Here is a 16088-nt window from a genome sequence, read left to right as displayed (position 1 = left end):
CAGTTTACCTATATTGCGATATTTCTACCCTCGGCACCGCGCAACGTCAAGTTTGATCAAAAACTTAGGTCCGATCCGGACATAAATGTCCACTTCCCTCGGACTCCGAATGCGGTATAGCTAGGAAAAAAAGACACGAGCAGGGCCGCGTACATGCCGCTTTTCCATCTTATACTGGTGGCCGTGATCCAAGGGATCACAGAGTTCCTGCCGGTGTCGTCCTCGGGCCACCTGATCCTGCTGCCCGGCCTGACCGGACTCGACGATCAAGGTCAGGCGATCGACGTGGCGGTGCATGTCGGTACGCTTTTCGCGGTAATCCTGTATTTCTGGTCGGACGTGAAACTGGCGCTGTCGGGCCTGCCCCGCGCCCTGAAGGGCCGGATCGACACGGAAGGCTCGAAACTGGCCTTTCTGCTGATCGTGTCGTCGATCCCGGTGGTGGCTTTCGGCGTGCTGTTGAAATTGACCGGGCTGGACGACGCCATGCGCTCGATCGCGGTGATCGGCTGGACGATGCTGGTCTTTGGTATCGTGCTCTACTGGGCCGACCAGGCGGGCGAGGCGACGCGCACCACCGCGGACTGGTCGCTCCGCGATGCCATGGTGATGGGCGTCTGGCAGGCCATCGCGCTGATCCCGGGCACGTCGCGGTCCGGGATAACCATCACCGGCGCGCGGTTCATGGGCTACAGCCGGTCCGACGCGGCGCGGCTGTCGATGCTGATGTCGATCCCGGTGATCATCGAAAGCGGCGTGTTCCTTGGCGGCGAGGCGATCTACACCGCGAATGTCGCGCTGATCCGGGACAGCGCCATTGCCGCCGCGTTTGCCTTCGTCTCTGCGCTGCTGGCGCTGACGCTGATGATGCGGCTATTGCGCAGCGTGTCCTTCACGCCATACGTGATCTACCGGATTGTCCTCGGGATCGTACTGCTGGTCGTGGCTTATTCGTAGTCAGGCAGGTCGCTATGGCGCTCGGGGATGAACAGCGCATAGGTCAGAAAGCCCCAGTAGTCGTTCCAAGCCACATCTGTCACGGCGACGGTCACGGTGGGGAAATAGCGCCGGTCGAGCGTGTTCCTCCCGAAATACAGAACCTGGCCGCGCCACTTCTCTGCCATCTCGGGCGAGGCGCACCACAGGTGCAACGTGTCGCCGAGCGGCAGATCCAGCGACATGAGCACGTGCCCCCTGCGCGCCATCGCCGCCTCGATCGCGCGGACATGCCCGCCAAAGCCCTTGCGGAAGGCGCGCCATTGATCGTCGCTCGGTCCGGTTTCAGGGTCTATTTCACCCGGAAACAGGGTCATGACATCCCTTTGCGGGTCGCCTGCGAAATCGGCCAGACCCTGCTGTTCCAGCACCAGCGGCATCTCGTTGATGTACTTGTCCTCGATCCCGAGGATGTGACCGCGGGCGTCGAGCAGGCTGATGATCCCGCGCAGCGTGCGCTCTGCTGCCGGGGCGTCTTCGAGACCGTAATACCCGATCGTCTCCAGCGTGGTGGGCGGCGTTTCAATCAGGTCGCGCGCGGTGGACATGACCTGGGGATCATTCCCCGAGACGTCCCGCGCAAAATCGACGAAAAGCTGCGCCTGCTTTTCCGGTATCGGTTGGGCACAGACCGCAAGCGCCGACGAGACAAGCAACAGCGCGGCACATATCGCGCGCCGGATCATCCCTGGCGAAGGTTGCGCGCCGATTCCTTGATATCCGAATACTGGCCCGACGGGCGGAACCGCCACAGGTAATCGGACAGAACCGCCTCCATCGCCGTGGGCCGGATGCCCAGCGCGGCAAATCCCTTTGCGTCGTCCGCGACGACGTTGTCCCGTTTAAGGCTGGCGACCTGGTCGCGGGTGATTTGCGCCGGGATCAACCCGCCGCTGAGGAACTGGACCCCGTCCATCGCGGCGCCAAGGGGCCGCGCGATGGCGAAGGGGATGTTCATGATCAGACGGCGACGGCGGATCACCTCCAGCATCTGGTGCATCAGCTCGCGGAAGGTGTGCACGTCAGGTCCGCCCAGCTCGTAGATGCCGGGGGCGGCGTCGCCCGTGGCGCCCATCACCGCGGCCTCGGCGACGTTGTCGACATAGACCGGCTGGAACTTCGTGCTTGCGCCGACGACGGGCAGGATCGGCGAGATCCGGGCCATGCCGGCGAAACGGTTAAAGAAGCTGTCCTCGGCGCCAAAAATCACCGAGGGACGCAGGATGACGGCGTCGGGCATATGTTCCAGCACGGCCTCTTCGCCCTTGGCCTTGGTCTGGGCGTAGATGCTGGGCGAGCCCGTGTCGGCGCCGATCGCCGAGATCTGCACCATGCGGCCCACGCCCGTCTCGGCGGCCATACGCGCCACGCGGCGCGCGCCTTCGACCTGGATGGCGTCGAAATTGTTCTTGCCGCGCCGGTCGAACGTGCCGACGCAGTTGATCACCGCATCCGCGCCGTGCATCACCGAGCGCACGCTGTCATCGTCGCGCAGGTTGCACGTTACCGGCGCAACCTGCCCCACGACGCCGTAGGGTTTGACGAAGATCGCCTCGTGCGGGCGGCGCACCGCGACCCGCACACGCCATCCCTTCTGCGCCATCCGCCGCGCGATATACCGCCCGACAAACCCCGATCCGCCGTAAATGGTGACAAGCCTGGACATGATTGGTGCTCCCGTCTGCGCCTTTGGGTTCCTTTCTACTAGACGTGATGGCCGAAATCGACAAGGCGAATTGACCAATGCGAACTATCCGCACGAATCCACGTTGACATGACCCGGCGTGATGTCTAAATGCGCCTCCACGACACCTGCCCAGGTGGCGGAATGGTAGACGCGCTAGCTTCAGGTGCTAGTGTCCGTATGGACGTGGAGGTTCGAGTCCTCTCCTGGGCACCATTACCCCCCTAAAGTCTCAATAAAACCAATGCTTTGCGCCGTATCGCGCTTTTTCAATCCACCCCTGTGTCCCCCTTATGGACACATTCTTCAGACTGATTGCCCTACGGTAGTCAGCTTTCGAAGCTTTCAGCATCTTCCTCCAAGCCATCAGTGGAAACGTCTTCCCCGCTACTCCGATCCGACTTGATTTGCGGAGCCTTCTTCTTCCACGCCACCAGATTCGAACCGACCTCGCCGTAGAACTCCGGCACCATGCGCTCCAGTTCCGAAATGAAATTGGTCTGCTGAGTAAACTTTGCGCCCAGCCGTTCCGAATGGAAAATCTGAAAGCTGTGTGCGGTCAGGTGTTCTTTGCCTTCGCTTGCTATTTGGACGTCTTCTCGAAGGTCTGTAACTGGATAAACTGTTGGTTCGCTTGCGCCTGGCCAGTTGAGACGGATGTGAAGGTTCGAGGCTTTCTCGGTCTTGATCTGGCGAAGCAGCCAGTTGACCCTTGCAGAGGTGCTTTTCTTATCTTCTGGCGCTCTTAGTTCCATTCCGACTTCTATCGTTCGTCGCATCAGATCCGCCGTCACCTCAATTGGAGATGCCGCATCTGGAACGACCAGCGTGCATTTGAGGCAGCAGGAGTCCTTGAGAAGCTGAAGCTCGTCTTTCTGGCGCTGCGCAGGATTGCCTGCGTGCTTGCGCGGTATCTTCTCTGTAACCTGTGCGCCGGTCATTCTGGAAAGTATTAGGGAAAGGTCGCGAGTTTCCTGGTGCCACGCCTCAAGACTAATCTGAGCCTCCGCCGTCTTCGTGCTGATTGCTCCGCCGTTGGAGACGATTTTGTTGAGGTCGGACCACTCGCGAGGCATACGGTCGAAGCCCTTAACTCCGGCACTCTCATGCGTGAGAAAACGTCGAAGCTCGTTCAACAGAACTTGCTGGTCTGAATCTGCGATTTCCGTACCTGTGAGCAATAGGTCTGCGGTCGTCAGGACGTGCATCCATGACCAGTGATAGACGGGTATCTTGGACCGGCTTTTTCGAACATCTTCCAATGGGTGACTGTCTGGAGATGTGGCGAATTGATTGGATAAGGTGATAACGCAGTCGATGCCGTTCTCTTTGGCCAAGGCCCTGTAGCGTTCAATCTGGTCCGCATTGAGTTCGTTGTTGCCGACCTTTGCCTCAACGAGCGCCATCCAGGTGCGCTTGCCGACCCGGACGGCAATCAGGCCGTCAGGTCGTTCTTTGATATTGGCCGGTTGCTTATGGAAAACGACTTCGGTGAAGGTTTCTATGCTTGCGCGTTTGCCGACCCTTTGACCTACCGACGCCAGCAGCTCTGCACCGAACTCCTCGACCTTATCGAGGCAAGCCAGAACGATTGAGGTGGTACGGCCTTCTTTCGATGTGGTTGCCAAGACTGGAAACAGCCGCGCCACTTCACCTTGTTTCAATATATCCGGCAATTGTTTTTCGCTCATAGCTATTCCTCTGAAGAATGAACTGAGGAAATCATCTCCGATTAGTCTTGGTCAACCGTAACGAGTACCGCTGTAGAATTTCGACGAGAGCATTGTTGCACATTGCCCCACGGGATTGGCGTTGATCGACTTGAGGCGGAGCAGCAGGTGCGCCCTGATGGGTGGGTATTATCTATTCAGAAAACAAATCACGCACAGACCAAATGGGTAATATCATAAGCGGATGCCGGTCTTCGTTGGGCGCTATGCCGAAGCCATATTTACTGTAAAGTTTAGTAGTTCTGTCGTTTAGTGAGCGAAGCGCAACACCATAAAATGCGACTTCTGTAGAGACACGATTGGCTCTTGCGAGAGCATCAATCAATAGCAGTGTTCCAAGCCCACTATTTTGAGTTGACCGCAGCACGGCTAGGTAGTCGATGTATACCAGAGGTGCTCCGTCCTTCCAGGAGTCCCGGTCTTTCTTCGCAATTTTAGAGCTGTTCTCAGTTGAAAATGACAGCGAATAAAAGCCAAGGGCCGAACCACCGCCGTCGGGTCTAGCGACAAAAACTCTAGCACGGTCTCTGTCGTGAAACTTCCACGCCTTCTCTGATGCCCATTTGTCAATTTCGCGCTCACCGCAGTTAAAGCGGTCCAAGCACTTTCTAGAGTGAATGGGCGCTATCTTGTTCGGCGGTAAATCCTGCTTCTGGCCTACAGTCATCTTTTAGATTTTGTTGATAGTATTCAAAGGCTCTGCGAAGTTCAGGAGTAACACCGCCTGTGTCTTTGTAAAGACTACGGCAAAAATCGTATGCCTCTTTCTCAGACGCAAAAATGGATCGTTCTTTATCCGGATGGGAAAAGAACCTTAGCAAATCTGATAATCGGAATGCCATTTTCGCCCGTGGTTTGCTGTGCTGTTGTGTAGTCTCTATATCATTTAGTAACGATTTTCTCTACCGAAAGTGCCCTATACGACAATGTTACGCAGGGCGTTGCCGATATCCCCTTCCGGCTAACCGGCGCGTCCATCGCGTTGCTGACCAGACGGTGCGCCAGTTCGACAGGAACCACCCACACGTCAGCCGGACCTCGCCACCACCAACGGCGGATCGGCCGGAAAGCTGCGTACATCGAACCAGGTGAAGCGCGTTCCGTCCGGGTTGGACTTGTTGCCCCAACACAGCCCTTCTGCACCTTGCCGGATCAGTGCCGCTCGGAAAGCGTTGAGGTCGATCAGATACCACCGATCCACAGCCGTCTGAGAGGCGTTGGCGTGGCCGTAGAACAGCCAGTCGCCTTTCCCATTCACTATCTTGGAAAGCTCCGTCTCAGCACCTGAAGGAAGCCGTGAGCGAACCGTGAACTGATAGGGGTAGCGGTCCGCGTATCCCGGCCTGCGTACCCGTGCTGCAATCCGCATATCGCGGGCGTCGAGCATCACCAGATCCGTTGCTTGGGTCATGTCGAGCATATCGGGAGCCGCCTGCAACAGGTGACTGCCTACGATGCTCTTGATCTGCGGTATGAACTGGTCAGACCACTGGCGGTTAATGTCGTACTGAAATGTCATGTTTGAAATAGCCTTAATGGGGAAAGGCAGCCCACGATTGCAGGCTGCCTCCGACGACAAGGAAAAGGGCGATTTTCAGTTTCCGGCTCCTTTCACGCCCTGGATCTTCGGTTTGCTCTGGCTTGAAAGAGTCTGGAGGGCCATGCTGAGTTCGTTCATCATTGCTTCCGCAACCTCTGCGACTGCCACGCGGGCGTTGCAGTGTCCCTCACTGTCGAGGTGATTTGCGCCCTCCATCACACCGCACAGGATGATCGAGTAGTGCTCACAGTCAGAGAGCGAGGCGTTTTTTGGCAGGCTCAATTCATTCATTTGTATTCCCTCCTGGGTTTTTGGTGCAGGCCTACGCAGCTGAGGCTTTGCGTAGGTCGTCTATCTTCTTTTGGGCGTTTTCCACGGCGTTGGAAAATTCGACCTCGCCTGATCCAATTTTTCTGAGCGCGCCAACGAGGACCTCCTGCTCTTGCGGATCGAGCTTCTGGAGCAAGTCAAGGAAGTGAGCGGTTTCAGGGTCCATTTTGTGCTTCTCACGAAACACCGATGCCATCCCTGCAACGCCACCACAGAACACCCAATCCATGGATGCGCCTTGCACTTTGATCCACGTCATAAGCTCATCAGTGAGCAGGATCGCGTCGGGTTCATCATCGTCGTGCTCCAGCGCCGGGGGCGAAACATCAAAATGCTCGCAGAACCAAGCGATGCGTTTGCCAGCGGTATCTATGTTTTCAGGGCAGTCTTTCATTGCGGAAACCTCCACTCGTGATATGATACCAAAAGTATCAACATGGGGGGCGGACGCTTGTCAATACTAAAAGTATCAATTGAGCAGGTGAAAGCTGCACGAGCGTTACTGAAATGGTCCCAAAATGACCTTGCGGAAAAGTCAGGAGTGTCCATTCCAACGATCAAAAGGCTCGAAGCTTCTACCGGGCCTATTGGCGGTCGAAGTGAAACCGCCGATGCTATCCGAGAAGCCCTCGAAGCAGCCGGGGTGGAATTCATCCCCGAGAACGGCGGCGGTGCAGGTGTGAGATTAAAGAAGGATAAAGCATGAAATGGATTAGGCTTGCCTCTATGGCTTGTTGCCTGACGGCAATAGCGACGAGTTCCAGCGCACAGCAGATTTCCGGTAATGAACTGTTGAATACCTGCATAAGCGACAACCAGGTCATGGCCGGGTTTTGCCTTGGCTACATCATCGGGTATTCGGAGGGCGCTCCCTGGGGCGGTACTCTGGCTGTAATTCAGTCCAACCCTGGATTGGGCGAAGATGCTGTAAATGATGCAGTCGGGGCCATTACAGGCAGCTGCGTTCCGTCTGAGGCTTCAAACGAACAACTGAAGGACGTGGCGATTAAGTACCTCACCAACAACCCTGAAACACGCCATACCAGTGCCCGAACCTTGATCTGGACGGCATACTCCGAAGCCTTTCCCTGCGGCTAAAACAACTCCTGCAATCGATTGCCAGGCTGTTCGGCTTCTCGATGACGGCCAAGTGGCTACAGGGCCAGGGGTGGCTTTGAAAGCACTGGAATAAAGCGATGGTCCAGTCATCAGTCTGGCGTTTACACCTTTACACAACGCGAATTGCGGCAACCGCCAGGTACCGACGGTTGCCGCGATCATCATTAGAATAAGTTGGTTTTACTCATTACTGGTAGCCGGTTCTCCGCTTTATTGCTGTGCAAAAAGAGACAAAACTATGTCGAAAATACGCGTTTCAAGCTCGAGGGCGAAACAACCCGTTTCGAAAAACGACCAGAAACGTAAGTCTTCGAACTTTGTTCCAATCGCACGTCACGCCTTGCGGTAGTTTGCCGTCGTCTACCCGCGAAAAACGCTGGATTTTGCCGTCTGGACTGACCGGATCAGGTGGGTTCTCGAAATTTTCGCGCGCGTGCTTATCCCTTTTGAAGCAGGTCGTTTGATTGGCCTGCAACTTGGAAAAGTACGAAAGGTTAGCACAATGAAACTCAAGACAGTCGCATTGACCACCGCACTTACCTCGACCCTCGCGCTGCCGCTGTATGCACAAGGCGTCGGCGGAGTTGGCGTCGGCACAGATGCCGGTGCAGGCGTTGATGCAGGTGTCGGTGGAGTTGGCGCAAACGCTGGAGTGGGCGCAGGCGCGACCACCGACGGCGCGAATGTCGGTGTCGATTCCAACGCCAGCGCGTCTCCAGAGGTTTCAACTGGTGACACCGCTGCTGGTGTGAACGTCGGTGCTGAAGTTGCATCCGCAGACGGTCAGTCCATCGGCACCATTGCTGACACGCGCACGAGCGCCACAGGAACTGCCCAAGCCGTGATCGACGTAAATCCCGCCCTCGGCCTGGGTGTTGGTCAGGTTGCGGTAGACGCAGCTGGACTGCAGACCGATTCAGAGGCTGGTGTCTCCATCGGCATGGCTGCGCAAGACTTCCGCGAGAGCATTCAGGCTCAACTGGAGGCGCGGGCCGGTGCAGAAGCGACAACCGGCGCGAATGACGGCTAACTGCGTGGAGAAAGAAGTTACGCCAGGCCGCTTTGTCAGCGGCCTGGCACTAGGCCGTTCCACATGTCGGCAAACGTCGCTCGAAGCTGGGTGCTAGTATTAAAAGTACCTGGAGCGGTAACAGTTTTTGTTGAAAATGCCCGCTCAACATTTCCGTTACCAGTTTCAACGCAAAGCGTTGTCGAATTGAGTAGTAATGGGGAGAAGGGCCAAAAATATTTCAACAAAATTGAGACTTTACCACGCCGCCGAAGACAACCAGAGGTCAACCTAGAGTGGGTGGCGCATCACTTCATAATTCTATAGGAGCAAATCTATAGGCGAGGATTTGAACCCCATCAGCCTCGCCTGTCTCCTTGTAACTGCGACCGGGCGTGCCTCGGTCGCTTTTTCTCTGCTCAGACTATGTTGACGCTCTTAAAGCACAAGGAAAACGACGCCGATTAAGACCGTCAACAACAGGGTGTAAGCCAAATACATGTGTAACCAATTCAAAATGGGAAAGCCTCGACTTTTGCAAACAGAAGTTTCTAACGACAAACAACACGTAAAAGTTCCGAAGTTTCTGTGATTACACGGAAGAACTCCGAATTGCTCTATTGATCCAAGACAGTTTTCAGCCAAAAAATTGCGCCCACACTTCCTAGGCGTGAGCGCAATCAGGTTTGTGAGTGGTATATATGATTGTGTCGATCCTAACAGAACCTAAGCGCCATCATCAATAAGCTTGGAAGGCTACATGGACAACCATAATGGGTTGTCGGCACGACCTTGCCAATCTCTCTATGCGCGTGACGGAGTTGTTGAGAAAACAACGGACGTGTGTTGCGCTATGAAAGCGGTCGTCTTTCCCCAAGGCATCCGTGTGGCGGTTACTCCCGCCACCGCAGCGGAACAGTCTCGAGAATGTGCAGCTGCGATTAACTAACAGCCTTAATTGGGGGCTGGGCGGCTGGAAGGTCAATATCCTTTCAGTCGCTTGCCGTTAAGGGTCGAAACTTATTCACGCGACCGCTTGAGTTATTGTTCGGACTTTTCCTTACCCACGCGATGCGTCTGTTTCTTTGCTATGTCTTTTTTAATTCTGCGAATCATTGAACATGGCTTAGTTCGATTTGACTGTTCAACACTTGAGCGAGTAATCGGAGCATGCATCTCGGAGCAAGATCACTACATGAACCAAATACCTGTACTCATTATCGAGGACGATCCTGTAGTAGCGCTCGACCTAGAGCTAGCGTTTCAGGCATACGGTCTTGATGACGTGAGAACATGTAAGAGCATCGAGGACGCTGACCGTGAAATCACGCTACGCGCACCAAAGGTCGCAATAGTAGATTTATCTATGGATTGCGGAACCCAAAGTGCGGAGGTTGCTGGACGGTTAATTCAGGTAGATTGCCACGTCATACTCCTCGCGAACTTCAAGGAAGACATCCGAAATCTTCCGCCCAGCTTGGGTTACTGTGACGTGATCGAAAAACCATTTCGGGATGCCGACCTGCGTGCAAAACTGCAACGCGTTTCCGGTCTTAACCTTGTCGGGGCGACAAGCTTAGATGTGGCACCGAACATCGAAAAGGGCACAAGTTGAGATCAAAGCAGAGATGATCGCAATCATGTGCCGCGCGTCGAGTTAACGGTACATTAAACTTTTGATGCGACAATCCCCTCATAGGGGAGCCGCCGATGGCCATAGAACGACTGGAAGAAGCAGAGCGGATCCTTGCGGATTACGCAGCAAAGTATGGCCCCACAGATGAAGCCAGGGACTACTTCGCAAAGTCGGGAACGGCAAAAGAACTGATGCCTATTGGCACGGAGCAAACCGTTGAAGGGCACAAATAGCCACAAGACTGCCTGTAAATTGCCAGTGTAAGCGACAGGTCACCCTGCAACGAGCACAATGCCCACAATCAACTTCAATAAGAATGCGTAAACATTATCGAGTCCTTTAGCATTCTGGCAGTGCAGAAGGGTTCATTAAGCACGTTAGCGAATCCAGCGCCTCCCCTAAACCGAGTCTCGCTTGAAATAGGACTTCAAGCACAAATAATGCCAGCAAGACCATGACTATGCCTTTAAAGAAAGGTGGGTGCTTGCGAGCAACCAAATAGATCATCAACGCCACATACAGAAAAAAGAAGGTGGCGATAAAAACTCGCATACCCAAGCGCATGTCCGGATTGACATCAAGCTCAGTCAATGCCCCATAGAAACCTACTGAAATGCTCAAGAGCGCCAAAACCAAACAAAATTGAATGAACCTCAAAAAACGGATGGGCTTGAGTAGCTCTGCCCCCGGATCGGGCGCGTTTTGATCGAAAGTTGTCAGGTCATCGAAAGCCTGACGCAAATCAATCCAAGCGCACAGCGATATAGTCGCGGGAATGACAAGAGATATCGCTAAGGCAATCGTGTTGACAAAAACGGCACTTAGTTCTGGCACAAATGGCAACAGCCCGATGAGCCGCCCTAAGCCTCCCATTAATCTGTTCCATCCAAATATGAAGTGGTGAATAAAGTTTAGTAGTGGGTCAACGCTATTCGGCACAAAAGTCAGTAGTAAGCCCAGGATAAAAAGCGTGCACAAAGCACCACGAAGCCACCAGAATCCCCAAAAAAATTTCCACCAGTTTTGAGGCGACCACTTGTCTGTCATGATTTGCTCGACTTATGAAAATGCTTTGAACAATTGGTTGCTACAGGCACTCGCTGACGACGCCACGGCGAGGAATTCCAACGAGGCCATGCCCAGACAGGAATTCAAACTTGTTAATCTATCCGTAAATAACAATACAGAAAGGTTGAATGGGATGGCTTGTGGCGCCCATGGCCCTATAGTTAGAAGCAAGCACGTCACAAATCAATATTCTCACCGAAGCTCCAATACGCCTTCGCTGCTCAGCCACGCTTCTCAGCGACCTGGACAGGTCGTCTGTGGCGTACACGATGGGCACGTCAGTCGAGAGACACGCTTCGAAATAATGCTCAAGTCGTTTCTTCCTCGTGTTTTGGGGCAAACGGATCATCCGCAGAACTCCGGTCCTGAAGGTCGTAGTCCATAATCCGGTCCATCACTGCCCAAACCATTGCCTCCGCCTCGGGGCTCGCATTGACGTCCCGGCGCTCCAGCATTTCAGTCAATTGCGCCGTGTACAGTGCATGCTCTGCATCATTGGTGATTGGAGGCGTGGTGACATAATGAAAGAGGGCGAGTTCAAGCGAAACGCGCTCATCTTCCATGGCAAGAAGGCTGGGGATTTCATCGTCGGAGTACAACGCTACTGCTCCCGTTCTTCGGCGGATCCCGAAACCGCGCCGGTAAAATAGGGAGCCAACCTGTTCAGTTCCCGTGGTTTCAAACGAACACTCCCCGGATCCACCAGGAGCAGCCGGAACAATTCTGGATCTTCTACTGCATCCATCAGCAGCTGTTCTGCCTTGTCATTCTGCAGGTTGCCCAGCAACGCCTTGACCCGCCCGGACGCCATTTGCGCCGTCTGGATCGATCCGCCACCGGAGCCGCCAGCCTGAGCACCCTGCCGCGCCGCGATAATTCGGGCGGCAATCTCGATGATCCGATTTGGCGAGCGATTTGACAGTGCACCGATATCGGGAGCCGCCTTGCGGGCCGTATCAAGCTTTCTGAGTTCCGCCGCGATCATGTCCATTCGCCTGATTTCGGGCGGCTCGAATGCAGCCGTGAGGGCTGATCGGTATTCTGGCGTTCGCAGAAAGTCCCGCATCCTGTCGCCAGACAAGCCGCCTGAAGTCATGCTGCGACGGATCAGATAATCGCCAAAAGCGCCTTTAAGGCCGTCCACAGCCGCCCCGCTCTTGTCCTTGCGGGCCGTGGCTGCGAGTTGTCGCGCCGATAGCGAGGGCCTTTTCGACTTAAATACCTGGTCAACTGCGTTCTCCGGTGCGGCCTGGGCAAAGGCAGCGGATGCAGACTTGTTCGGATTGTCCATGTCCTTGAACGCGCGAGTTGCGCGCGTTGATGTTGCAGAGGCCCGCGCCTGGCTTTGCACAGCCTGGGCAAGAGTATCCCGCAGCGCGGGCATTTGCTCAAGTGTTTCGGCGTTGTCCCGCAGGAAGTTCCGCGCTGCCGTATCGTTGAAAGACCCGTCAGGCTTGAAGGCCGTCCGGTCAAACCGGGAGCGCAAGAAATCCTCGATAGCGCCTTGAGTGTCGCTGGTGTTTGACGCCCGACCCAGGTCGTCCAGTGCAACGCTGCCTGCCGTGCCGCCACGACCGACCGAGCGATCAAGGGTCATGCGTGGGTCAATCTGTTCATCGCCGTCCAGAGTGCGCTTGAGCAGCTTGCCAACCGTGCCTTGGTCAAAGACTTCATGCTTCGCGGCACTGTAGGCGCGCGCTGCGTCGATTGCCTGACCAATACGGGTCTGACCGGCATTGGCCCCGAGGTCGTCCAAGATGGCATCTGCAACACTGTTCGCAATCCTTGCCTTGTTGCGGTTCTGATCCGTTCCGGCCATCGCAGACCGCGCGACCCGGCGAAGTTCCGAGTACAGACCATGCATTTCCGAAACGGTTTCGAATTCATCGAAAGGTGCATTGCTTCCCTCCCCAAGAAGTTCCCTGACCTTCGCGGGGATGTCATCCTGCTGGGCCCGAGGCGTGGATTGGATAAGTTCATTGGAAACTCGCCTTGCCGTTACCGTGCCGACCTGTGCGCCCTTGGGAACAGCCTCCCACAGCCTTGCCTCTTCTATGTCAGCTTGCGTCTCGGCCTGTCGGATTTGTTCCGCGACACGTTGGCTGTTCAGGCTTTCCGGGTTGCGCGCTTCAGGTCGCAAGGCACCTTCCGTTGCACGATCCACGTGCCCTTGAATCTCCGCGCGGGCATCCGCTCGGCGCTTCTGGAAGAAGCTCTGCGCTGCGGTGACATCGCCGCCCATGTCCTGGACTCCGCCCTCAGCACTCTGAACACTTCCGCTCATGCGTTCTTCGAGGCGTTCGCGCAGCAGGGGGTTCTGCCGGGCTGCAGTTTGCTCCAGGGCCAGCATGTTCGGATCTTGTGTGCGTTGTGCCGGTGTCAGGTTGATTTCGGATCCGGCCTGGATGCTACGAGCCAGTTCTGCGGCCCTTTCCGGCCCGCCTGCAAGTTCCTGAACCCGCCGCCGTGCCACTTCCCTTGCGCCCTGTTCGGTATAGGGCATCATTGCACTTTTGAGGGCACCGCCAAGTTTGCGCGCTCCGATGGCACTGGGCGTCTTTGAAGCCACGTAGGGCAGAGCTCCGACGCCAACCCCGCCTGCAATCGCAGCGGTGTTCTGCGCCCACTCGGGCGCTCCCGCCCTTTCAGCAGCGTTCTCAGCAGCCCTTGCAGCACCCCCGGCCATGAGTTCCGAAACCGTGCCCCGGACAGTGTTAAGCGTTTGAGCAGCGTCGTCCGCGACACTGCCAAGCAAGCCCCCGGCTCCGCTTAGTGCACGCGCGGTTGCCCCCGCCGGTACTGCAGAACCTGCCGCTGACCCGGCACCCCGGCCTACGCTTTGCCAGAGCGTCTCAGGATCGTTTTGAGCACGGCGAACCCCGGTTGCATCCATTACATTCTCAATTCCAGAGGTTGCCGATCCTGTGCTGAAATCGAGTCCCACGGCGTTTGCAACAGCAGGCGTGTCAAAGGGATTGATGAAGTCCACCAAGCCACCAACGCTTTCGGCGATACCTTGGTTAAGCTGACCCATGAACCCATCTTCGCGCCGGTTTATGGAAAGGTTGCCTGCGATTTCTTCGACGGTTGCCTGCTGTTCTTCCGGTGACAGGTCCAGGAAGGCCTTATCGACCTTCACCTTGCGGCCTTCGACGTTGAGTGTGATTTGGTCTGTCATTGTTCGATGCTCCACTTGATGCCGCCCGAGGTCGTGCCGGAACCAGAGCCGCCTTCGAGGTTGGAAATTATCGCGGAATAGGCTCTATAGAGCTGGCCTAGTGCGCGCTGCTTTTGACGAGCTTCGGTCTTCTGCGTGGGGGAGAACTGACCGCGTTCAACGCGGTCGGCAGAAATCATGGCTTCACCGATCAGATCCCGCATGTCTTGCAGCTTGATCAGCGCACTGTCTTTCCCGGTGAAGAATTCATTCGGTTTGACCGTGAGCGCCTCGATCCTTTCCCGTGTCAGGTTCGAGGGTCTGCCAGACCATTCTCCCGAAAGGGTCAGCATTGTCTGGGTCGACAGATTGTTCAGTTCGCTTCGCGCTTCCTCCGCTTCCGGGAATGCAAGGCCTGCGCCGAAGAAATCGCCAACCCGGTTCACGAAGGTCTTGCCGATACCCTGAGCGCCCAACGCTGAAGGTACGTCTCCAACGTTCTGAGGCGATTTAGGCTCTAGTGCAGGGACCGTGACATCATCACTCGTTTCTGGCTGCTCTGGTGCGCCGACAGGCCTACCTGTAGCCTTGTTGATCAACTGGGCCTCGCCGGTCTGCGGGTGGCGGCTGACGGTGTACAGTTCAGCAATCTGAATGGCCTCCTGGCGGGTGAAGGGCTGACCTGTCTGAGGGTTCCTCACCTCCATTATGCGGCCAATCGTTTCTTCGGCTGCCGATCCGCCGCCTGAGTAGTCGCCCATGACTTCGCCGGTATACGGGTTTACGAGGCGACCGTTGATTTCAACGCCCTTATCTCGCTCCGGCTGTTGCCGCGCATAGCTGAATGCCTGAGGCGCGGTGATAGCGCCCGCACGCACGCCCTCCGCAAGTGGCCCCATGCCCTGACTTTCCAACCAATCCGCCGTCTTGTTCCGCTGCGTTGCGTCACGCTTGGTATCCCGCCGATCCTGCATCCGGTCCTGGATACTTCCCATCTGCGCCCGCATACCAGCCGTGGGATAGGCTGACATGCTCATGAGGCCCATTGCAATGCGGTCCAGAGCCTCGCTGCGGTCTGGTTGGCTACTACCCCCGCCCAACATGCCTAGAAGGCCCTGTGGGCGGCTCTGTGCGCTCTGTTGCGATGCTTGACCGCGTGTGCTGATCGTCTGGTTCATTATGCCACCTGTTGCATTGCTTGGTTGCGGGCCTGCTGTTCCGTGGTACGCGTGCCGCAGCCAATTTGCCGCGTTCGACCCCTTGCCGCCCGCGCCCCAGACAGCGGGAGTTCCGAAGCCTATATGCATCGAACCCGGCTGCATATAGTTCTGACCCGCGCCGAAGCCTGTGAGACCCGCCGCCTTGCCGCGCCGCACAATCTCCGAAAAAATCGGTTGATCGTTCGGATCTGCCCAGTCGAGCCTGCGACCGTCCTTGTAGAAAAACACGTCAGCCGCGTTGCCGTGGTCGTGGCGCGTTGATCCAGTGCGCGGCCCGCCTGACCCCTTTGCGGCCTGCCCGCCAGAGAACACTTCCATTTCCACGCCTAATTCAGGCAGAAAGGAAAGCGCCCCCATCATCCTGTCCGAAAGGGGCTGGTTGCGAATTGCCCCTTGGTTGCTGTAGCGGATCATTTCAGAATTCCTCCTGTCTAGAATTGTTGGGTGTGCGCCTTGCCTCGGCGACAGGGCGATGTGCTTCCATGAATCTGGCCCTGAATTGGCTTTCGTTCTCGTCGCTGTCGCGGACGACAAGCACACCATCGCCCCACAACGAATGCACTCGCTCAGCCTGAGCGCCCGGCGTCACAATTATGCGC

General features: G+C 56.2%; 17 protein-coding genes and 1 tRNA gene. 7 read left to right on the top strand and 11 right to left on the bottom strand.

Annotation, left to right across the window (positions count from 1 at the left end; genetic code table 11):
- Window positions 1–153: 153 nt before the first annotated feature.
- Entirely contained in the window at window positions 154–957 is an 804-nt protein-coding gene (locus PVV74_RS13875) for an undecaprenyl-diphosphate phosphatase (protein ID WP_274593614.1), read from the top strand.
- On the opposite strand, the gene PVV74_RS13870 is transcribed toward PVV74_RS13875, so the two are convergent.
- Both PVV74_RS13870 and PVV74_RS13865 read right to left on the bottom strand, forming a co-directional pair.
- Complete coding sequence (locus PVV74_RS13870; RefSeq protein ID WP_274593613.1) at window positions 948–1544, bottom strand: hypothetical protein; 597 nt, start codon at window positions 1542–1544, stop codon at window positions 948–950. The two genes, PVV74_RS13875 and PVV74_RS13870, sit on opposite strands and share 10 nt — an antisense overlap.
- Window positions 1545–1678: 134 nt before the next feature.
- Window positions 1679–2662, bottom strand: coding sequence for a complex I NDUFA9 subunit family protein (locus tag PVV74_RS13865; protein WP_274593612.1), 984 nt, complete (start codon window positions 2660–2662; stop codon window positions 1679–1681).
- Between the two features lie 148 nt (window positions 2663–2810).
- On the opposite strand from PVV74_RS13865, the gene PVV74_RS13860 reads away from it, so the two are divergent.
- Window positions 2811–2896: transfer RNA gene (locus PVV74_RS13860), tRNA-Leu, on the top strand.
- Window positions 2897–3009: 113 nt separating this feature from the next.
- Here the strand turns inward: PVV74_RS13860 and PVV74_RS13855 are convergent.
- From PVV74_RS13855 to PVV74_RS13835, 5 genes are all read right to left on the bottom strand, one after another.
- Entirely contained in the window at window positions 3010–4371 is a 1362-nt protein-coding gene (locus PVV74_RS13855; protein ID WP_274593611.1) for a hypothetical protein, read from the bottom strand.
- A gap of 172 nt (window positions 4372–4543) precedes the next feature.
- On the bottom strand, window positions 4544–5077 hold the full coding sequence (locus PVV74_RS13850; RefSeq protein WP_274593610.1) for a GNAT family N-acetyltransferase: 534 nt from the start codon (window positions 5075–5077) through the stop codon (window positions 4544–4546).
- A 360-nt stretch (window positions 5078–5437) separates the two neighbouring features.
- On the bottom strand, window positions 5438–5929 hold the full coding sequence (locus tag PVV74_RS13845) for a hypothetical protein (RefSeq protein ID WP_274593609.1): 492 nt from the start codon (window positions 5927–5929) through the stop codon (window positions 5438–5440).
- Window positions 5930–6004: 75 nt separating this feature from the next.
- Window positions 6005–6241: a hypothetical protein gene (locus PVV74_RS13840; RefSeq protein ID WP_274593608.1), complete on the bottom strand. Its 237-nt coding sequence runs from the start codon at window positions 6239–6241 to the stop codon at window positions 6005–6007.
- Between the two features lie 31 nt (window positions 6242–6272).
- Window positions 6273–6674: a hypothetical protein gene (locus PVV74_RS13835; protein ID WP_274593607.1), complete on the bottom strand. Its 402-nt coding sequence runs from the start codon at window positions 6672–6674 to the stop codon at window positions 6273–6275.
- Window positions 6675–6731: 57 nt separating this feature from the next.
- Between PVV74_RS13835 and PVV74_RS13830 the strand changes: the two genes are divergently transcribed.
- The 5 genes from PVV74_RS13830 (at window position 6732) to PVV74_RS13810 (ending at window position 10277) form a co-directional block, all read left to right on the top strand.
- Window positions 6732–6986: a helix-turn-helix domain-containing protein gene (locus tag PVV74_RS13830; RefSeq protein ID WP_274593606.1), complete on the top strand. Its 255-nt coding sequence runs from the start codon at window positions 6732–6734 to the stop codon at window positions 6984–6986.
- Window positions 6983–7378, top strand: a complete 396-nt coding sequence (locus PVV74_RS13825; protein ID WP_274593605.1) for a Rap1a/Tai family immunity protein — start codon at window positions 6983–6985, stop codon at window positions 7376–7378. The genes PVV74_RS13830 and PVV74_RS13825 overlap by 4 nt, the downstream gene beginning before the upstream one ends.
- Window positions 7379–7901: 523 nt before the next feature.
- Window positions 7902–8429 carry a hypothetical protein gene (locus tag PVV74_RS13820; RefSeq protein ID WP_274593604.1) on the top strand — a complete coding sequence of 176 codons (528 nt, stop codon included), beginning with the start codon at window positions 7902–7904 and terminating at the stop codon, window positions 8427–8429.
- 1174 nt (window positions 8430–9603) lie between these two features.
- Window positions 9604–10023 carry a response regulator gene (locus PVV74_RS13815; protein ID WP_274593603.1) on the top strand — a complete coding sequence of 140 codons (420 nt, stop codon included), beginning with the start codon at window positions 9604–9606 and terminating at the stop codon, window positions 10021–10023.
- Between the two features lie 95 nt (window positions 10024–10118).
- On the top strand, window positions 10119–10277 hold the full coding sequence (locus PVV74_RS13810) for a hypothetical protein (RefSeq protein WP_274593602.1): 159 nt from the start codon (window positions 10119–10121) through the stop codon (window positions 10275–10277).
- 106 nt (window positions 10278–10383) lie between these two features.
- Here PVV74_RS13810 and PVV74_RS13805 read toward each other — a convergent pair whose 3' ends face one another.
- The 4 genes from PVV74_RS13805 to PVV74_RS13790 all read right to left on the bottom strand — a co-directional run bounded on the left by PVV74_RS13805 (window position 10384) and on the right by PVV74_RS13790 (window position 15903).
- Window positions 10384–11091: a hypothetical protein gene (locus tag PVV74_RS13805; RefSeq protein ID WP_274593601.1), complete on the bottom strand. Its 708-nt coding sequence runs from the start codon at window positions 11089–11091 to the stop codon at window positions 10384–10386.
- Window positions 11092–11420: 329 nt separating this feature from the next.
- Window positions 11421–11711, bottom strand: coding sequence for a hypothetical protein (locus PVV74_RS13800; protein ID WP_274593600.1), 291 nt, complete (start codon window positions 11709–11711; stop codon window positions 11421–11423).
- Window positions 11712–11713: 2 nt separating this feature from the next.
- Complete coding sequence (locus PVV74_RS13795; RefSeq protein ID WP_274593599.1) at window positions 11714–14290, bottom strand: hypothetical protein; 2577 nt, start codon at window positions 14288–14290, stop codon at window positions 11714–11716.
- Window positions 14287–15903, bottom strand: a complete 1617-nt coding sequence (locus PVV74_RS13790; protein WP_274593598.1) for a hypothetical protein — start codon at window positions 15901–15903, stop codon at window positions 14287–14289. The genes PVV74_RS13795 and PVV74_RS13790 overlap by 4 nt, the downstream gene beginning before the upstream one ends.
- Window positions 15904–16088: the final 185 nt, after the last annotated feature.

This window comes from Roseovarius sp. SK2 (assembly GCF_028807495.1).
Classification (GTDB): domain Bacteria; phylum Pseudomonadota; class Alphaproteobacteria; order Rhodobacterales; family Rhodobacteraceae; genus Roseovarius; species Roseovarius confluentis.
This window is presented reverse-complemented; position numbering and strand designations above follow the sequence as displayed.

Bases quoted from the DNA above. Each gene is read 5' to 3' on its own strand.
- PVV74_RS13870 (WP_274593613.1), bottom strand. From the start codon at position 1,544: ATGTCCACCGCGCGCGACCTGATTGAAACGCCGCCCACCACGCTGGAG.
- PVV74_RS13875 (WP_274593614.1), top strand. From the start codon at position 154: ATGCCGCTTTTCCATCTTATACTGGTGGCCGTGATCCAAGGGATCACA.
- PVV74_RS13790 (WP_274593598.1), bottom strand. From the start codon at position 15,903: ATGATCCGCTACAGCAACCAAGGGGCAATTCGCAACCAGCCCCTTTCG.
- PVV74_RS13795 (WP_274593599.1), bottom strand. From the start codon at position 14,290: ATGACAGACCAAATCACACTCAACGTCGAAGGCCGCAAGGTGAAGGTC.
- PVV74_RS13815 (WP_274593603.1), top strand. From the start codon at position 9,604: ATGAACCAAATACCTGTACTCATTATCGAGGACGATCCTGTAGTAGCG.
- PVV74_RS13840 (WP_274593608.1), bottom strand. From the start codon at position 6,241: ATGAATGAATTGAGCCTGCCAAAAAACGCCTCGCTCTCTGACTGTGAG.
- PVV74_RS13855 (WP_274593611.1), bottom strand. From the start codon at position 4,371: ATGAGCGAAAAACAATTGCCGGATATATTGAAACAAGGTGAAGTGGCG.
- PVV74_RS13850 (WP_274593610.1), bottom strand. From the start codon at position 5,077: ATGACTGTAGGCCAGAAGCAGGATTTACCGCCGAACAAGATAGCGCCC.
- PVV74_RS13825 (WP_274593605.1), top strand. From the start codon at position 6,983: ATGAAATGGATTAGGCTTGCCTCTATGGCTTGTTGCCTGACGGCAATA.
- PVV74_RS13820 (WP_274593604.1), top strand. From the start codon at position 7,902: ATGAAACTCAAGACAGTCGCATTGACCACCGCACTTACCTCGACCCTC.
- PVV74_RS13805 (WP_274593601.1), bottom strand. From the start codon at position 11,091: ATGACAGACAAGTGGTCGCCTCAAAACTGGTGGAAATTTTTTTGGGGA.
- PVV74_RS13845 (WP_274593609.1), bottom strand. From the start codon at position 5,929: ATGACATTTCAGTACGACATTAACCGCCAGTGGTCTGACCAGTTCATA.
- PVV74_RS13865 (WP_274593612.1), bottom strand. From the start codon at position 2,662: ATGTCCAGGCTTGTCACCATTTACGGCGGATCGGGGTTTGTCGGGCGG.
- PVV74_RS13810 (WP_274593602.1), top strand. From the start codon at position 10,119: ATGGCCATAGAACGACTGGAAGAAGCAGAGCGGATCCTTGCGGATTAC.
- PVV74_RS13835 (WP_274593607.1), bottom strand. From the start codon at position 6,674: ATGAAAGACTGCCCTGAAAACATAGATACCGCTGGCAAACGCATCGCT.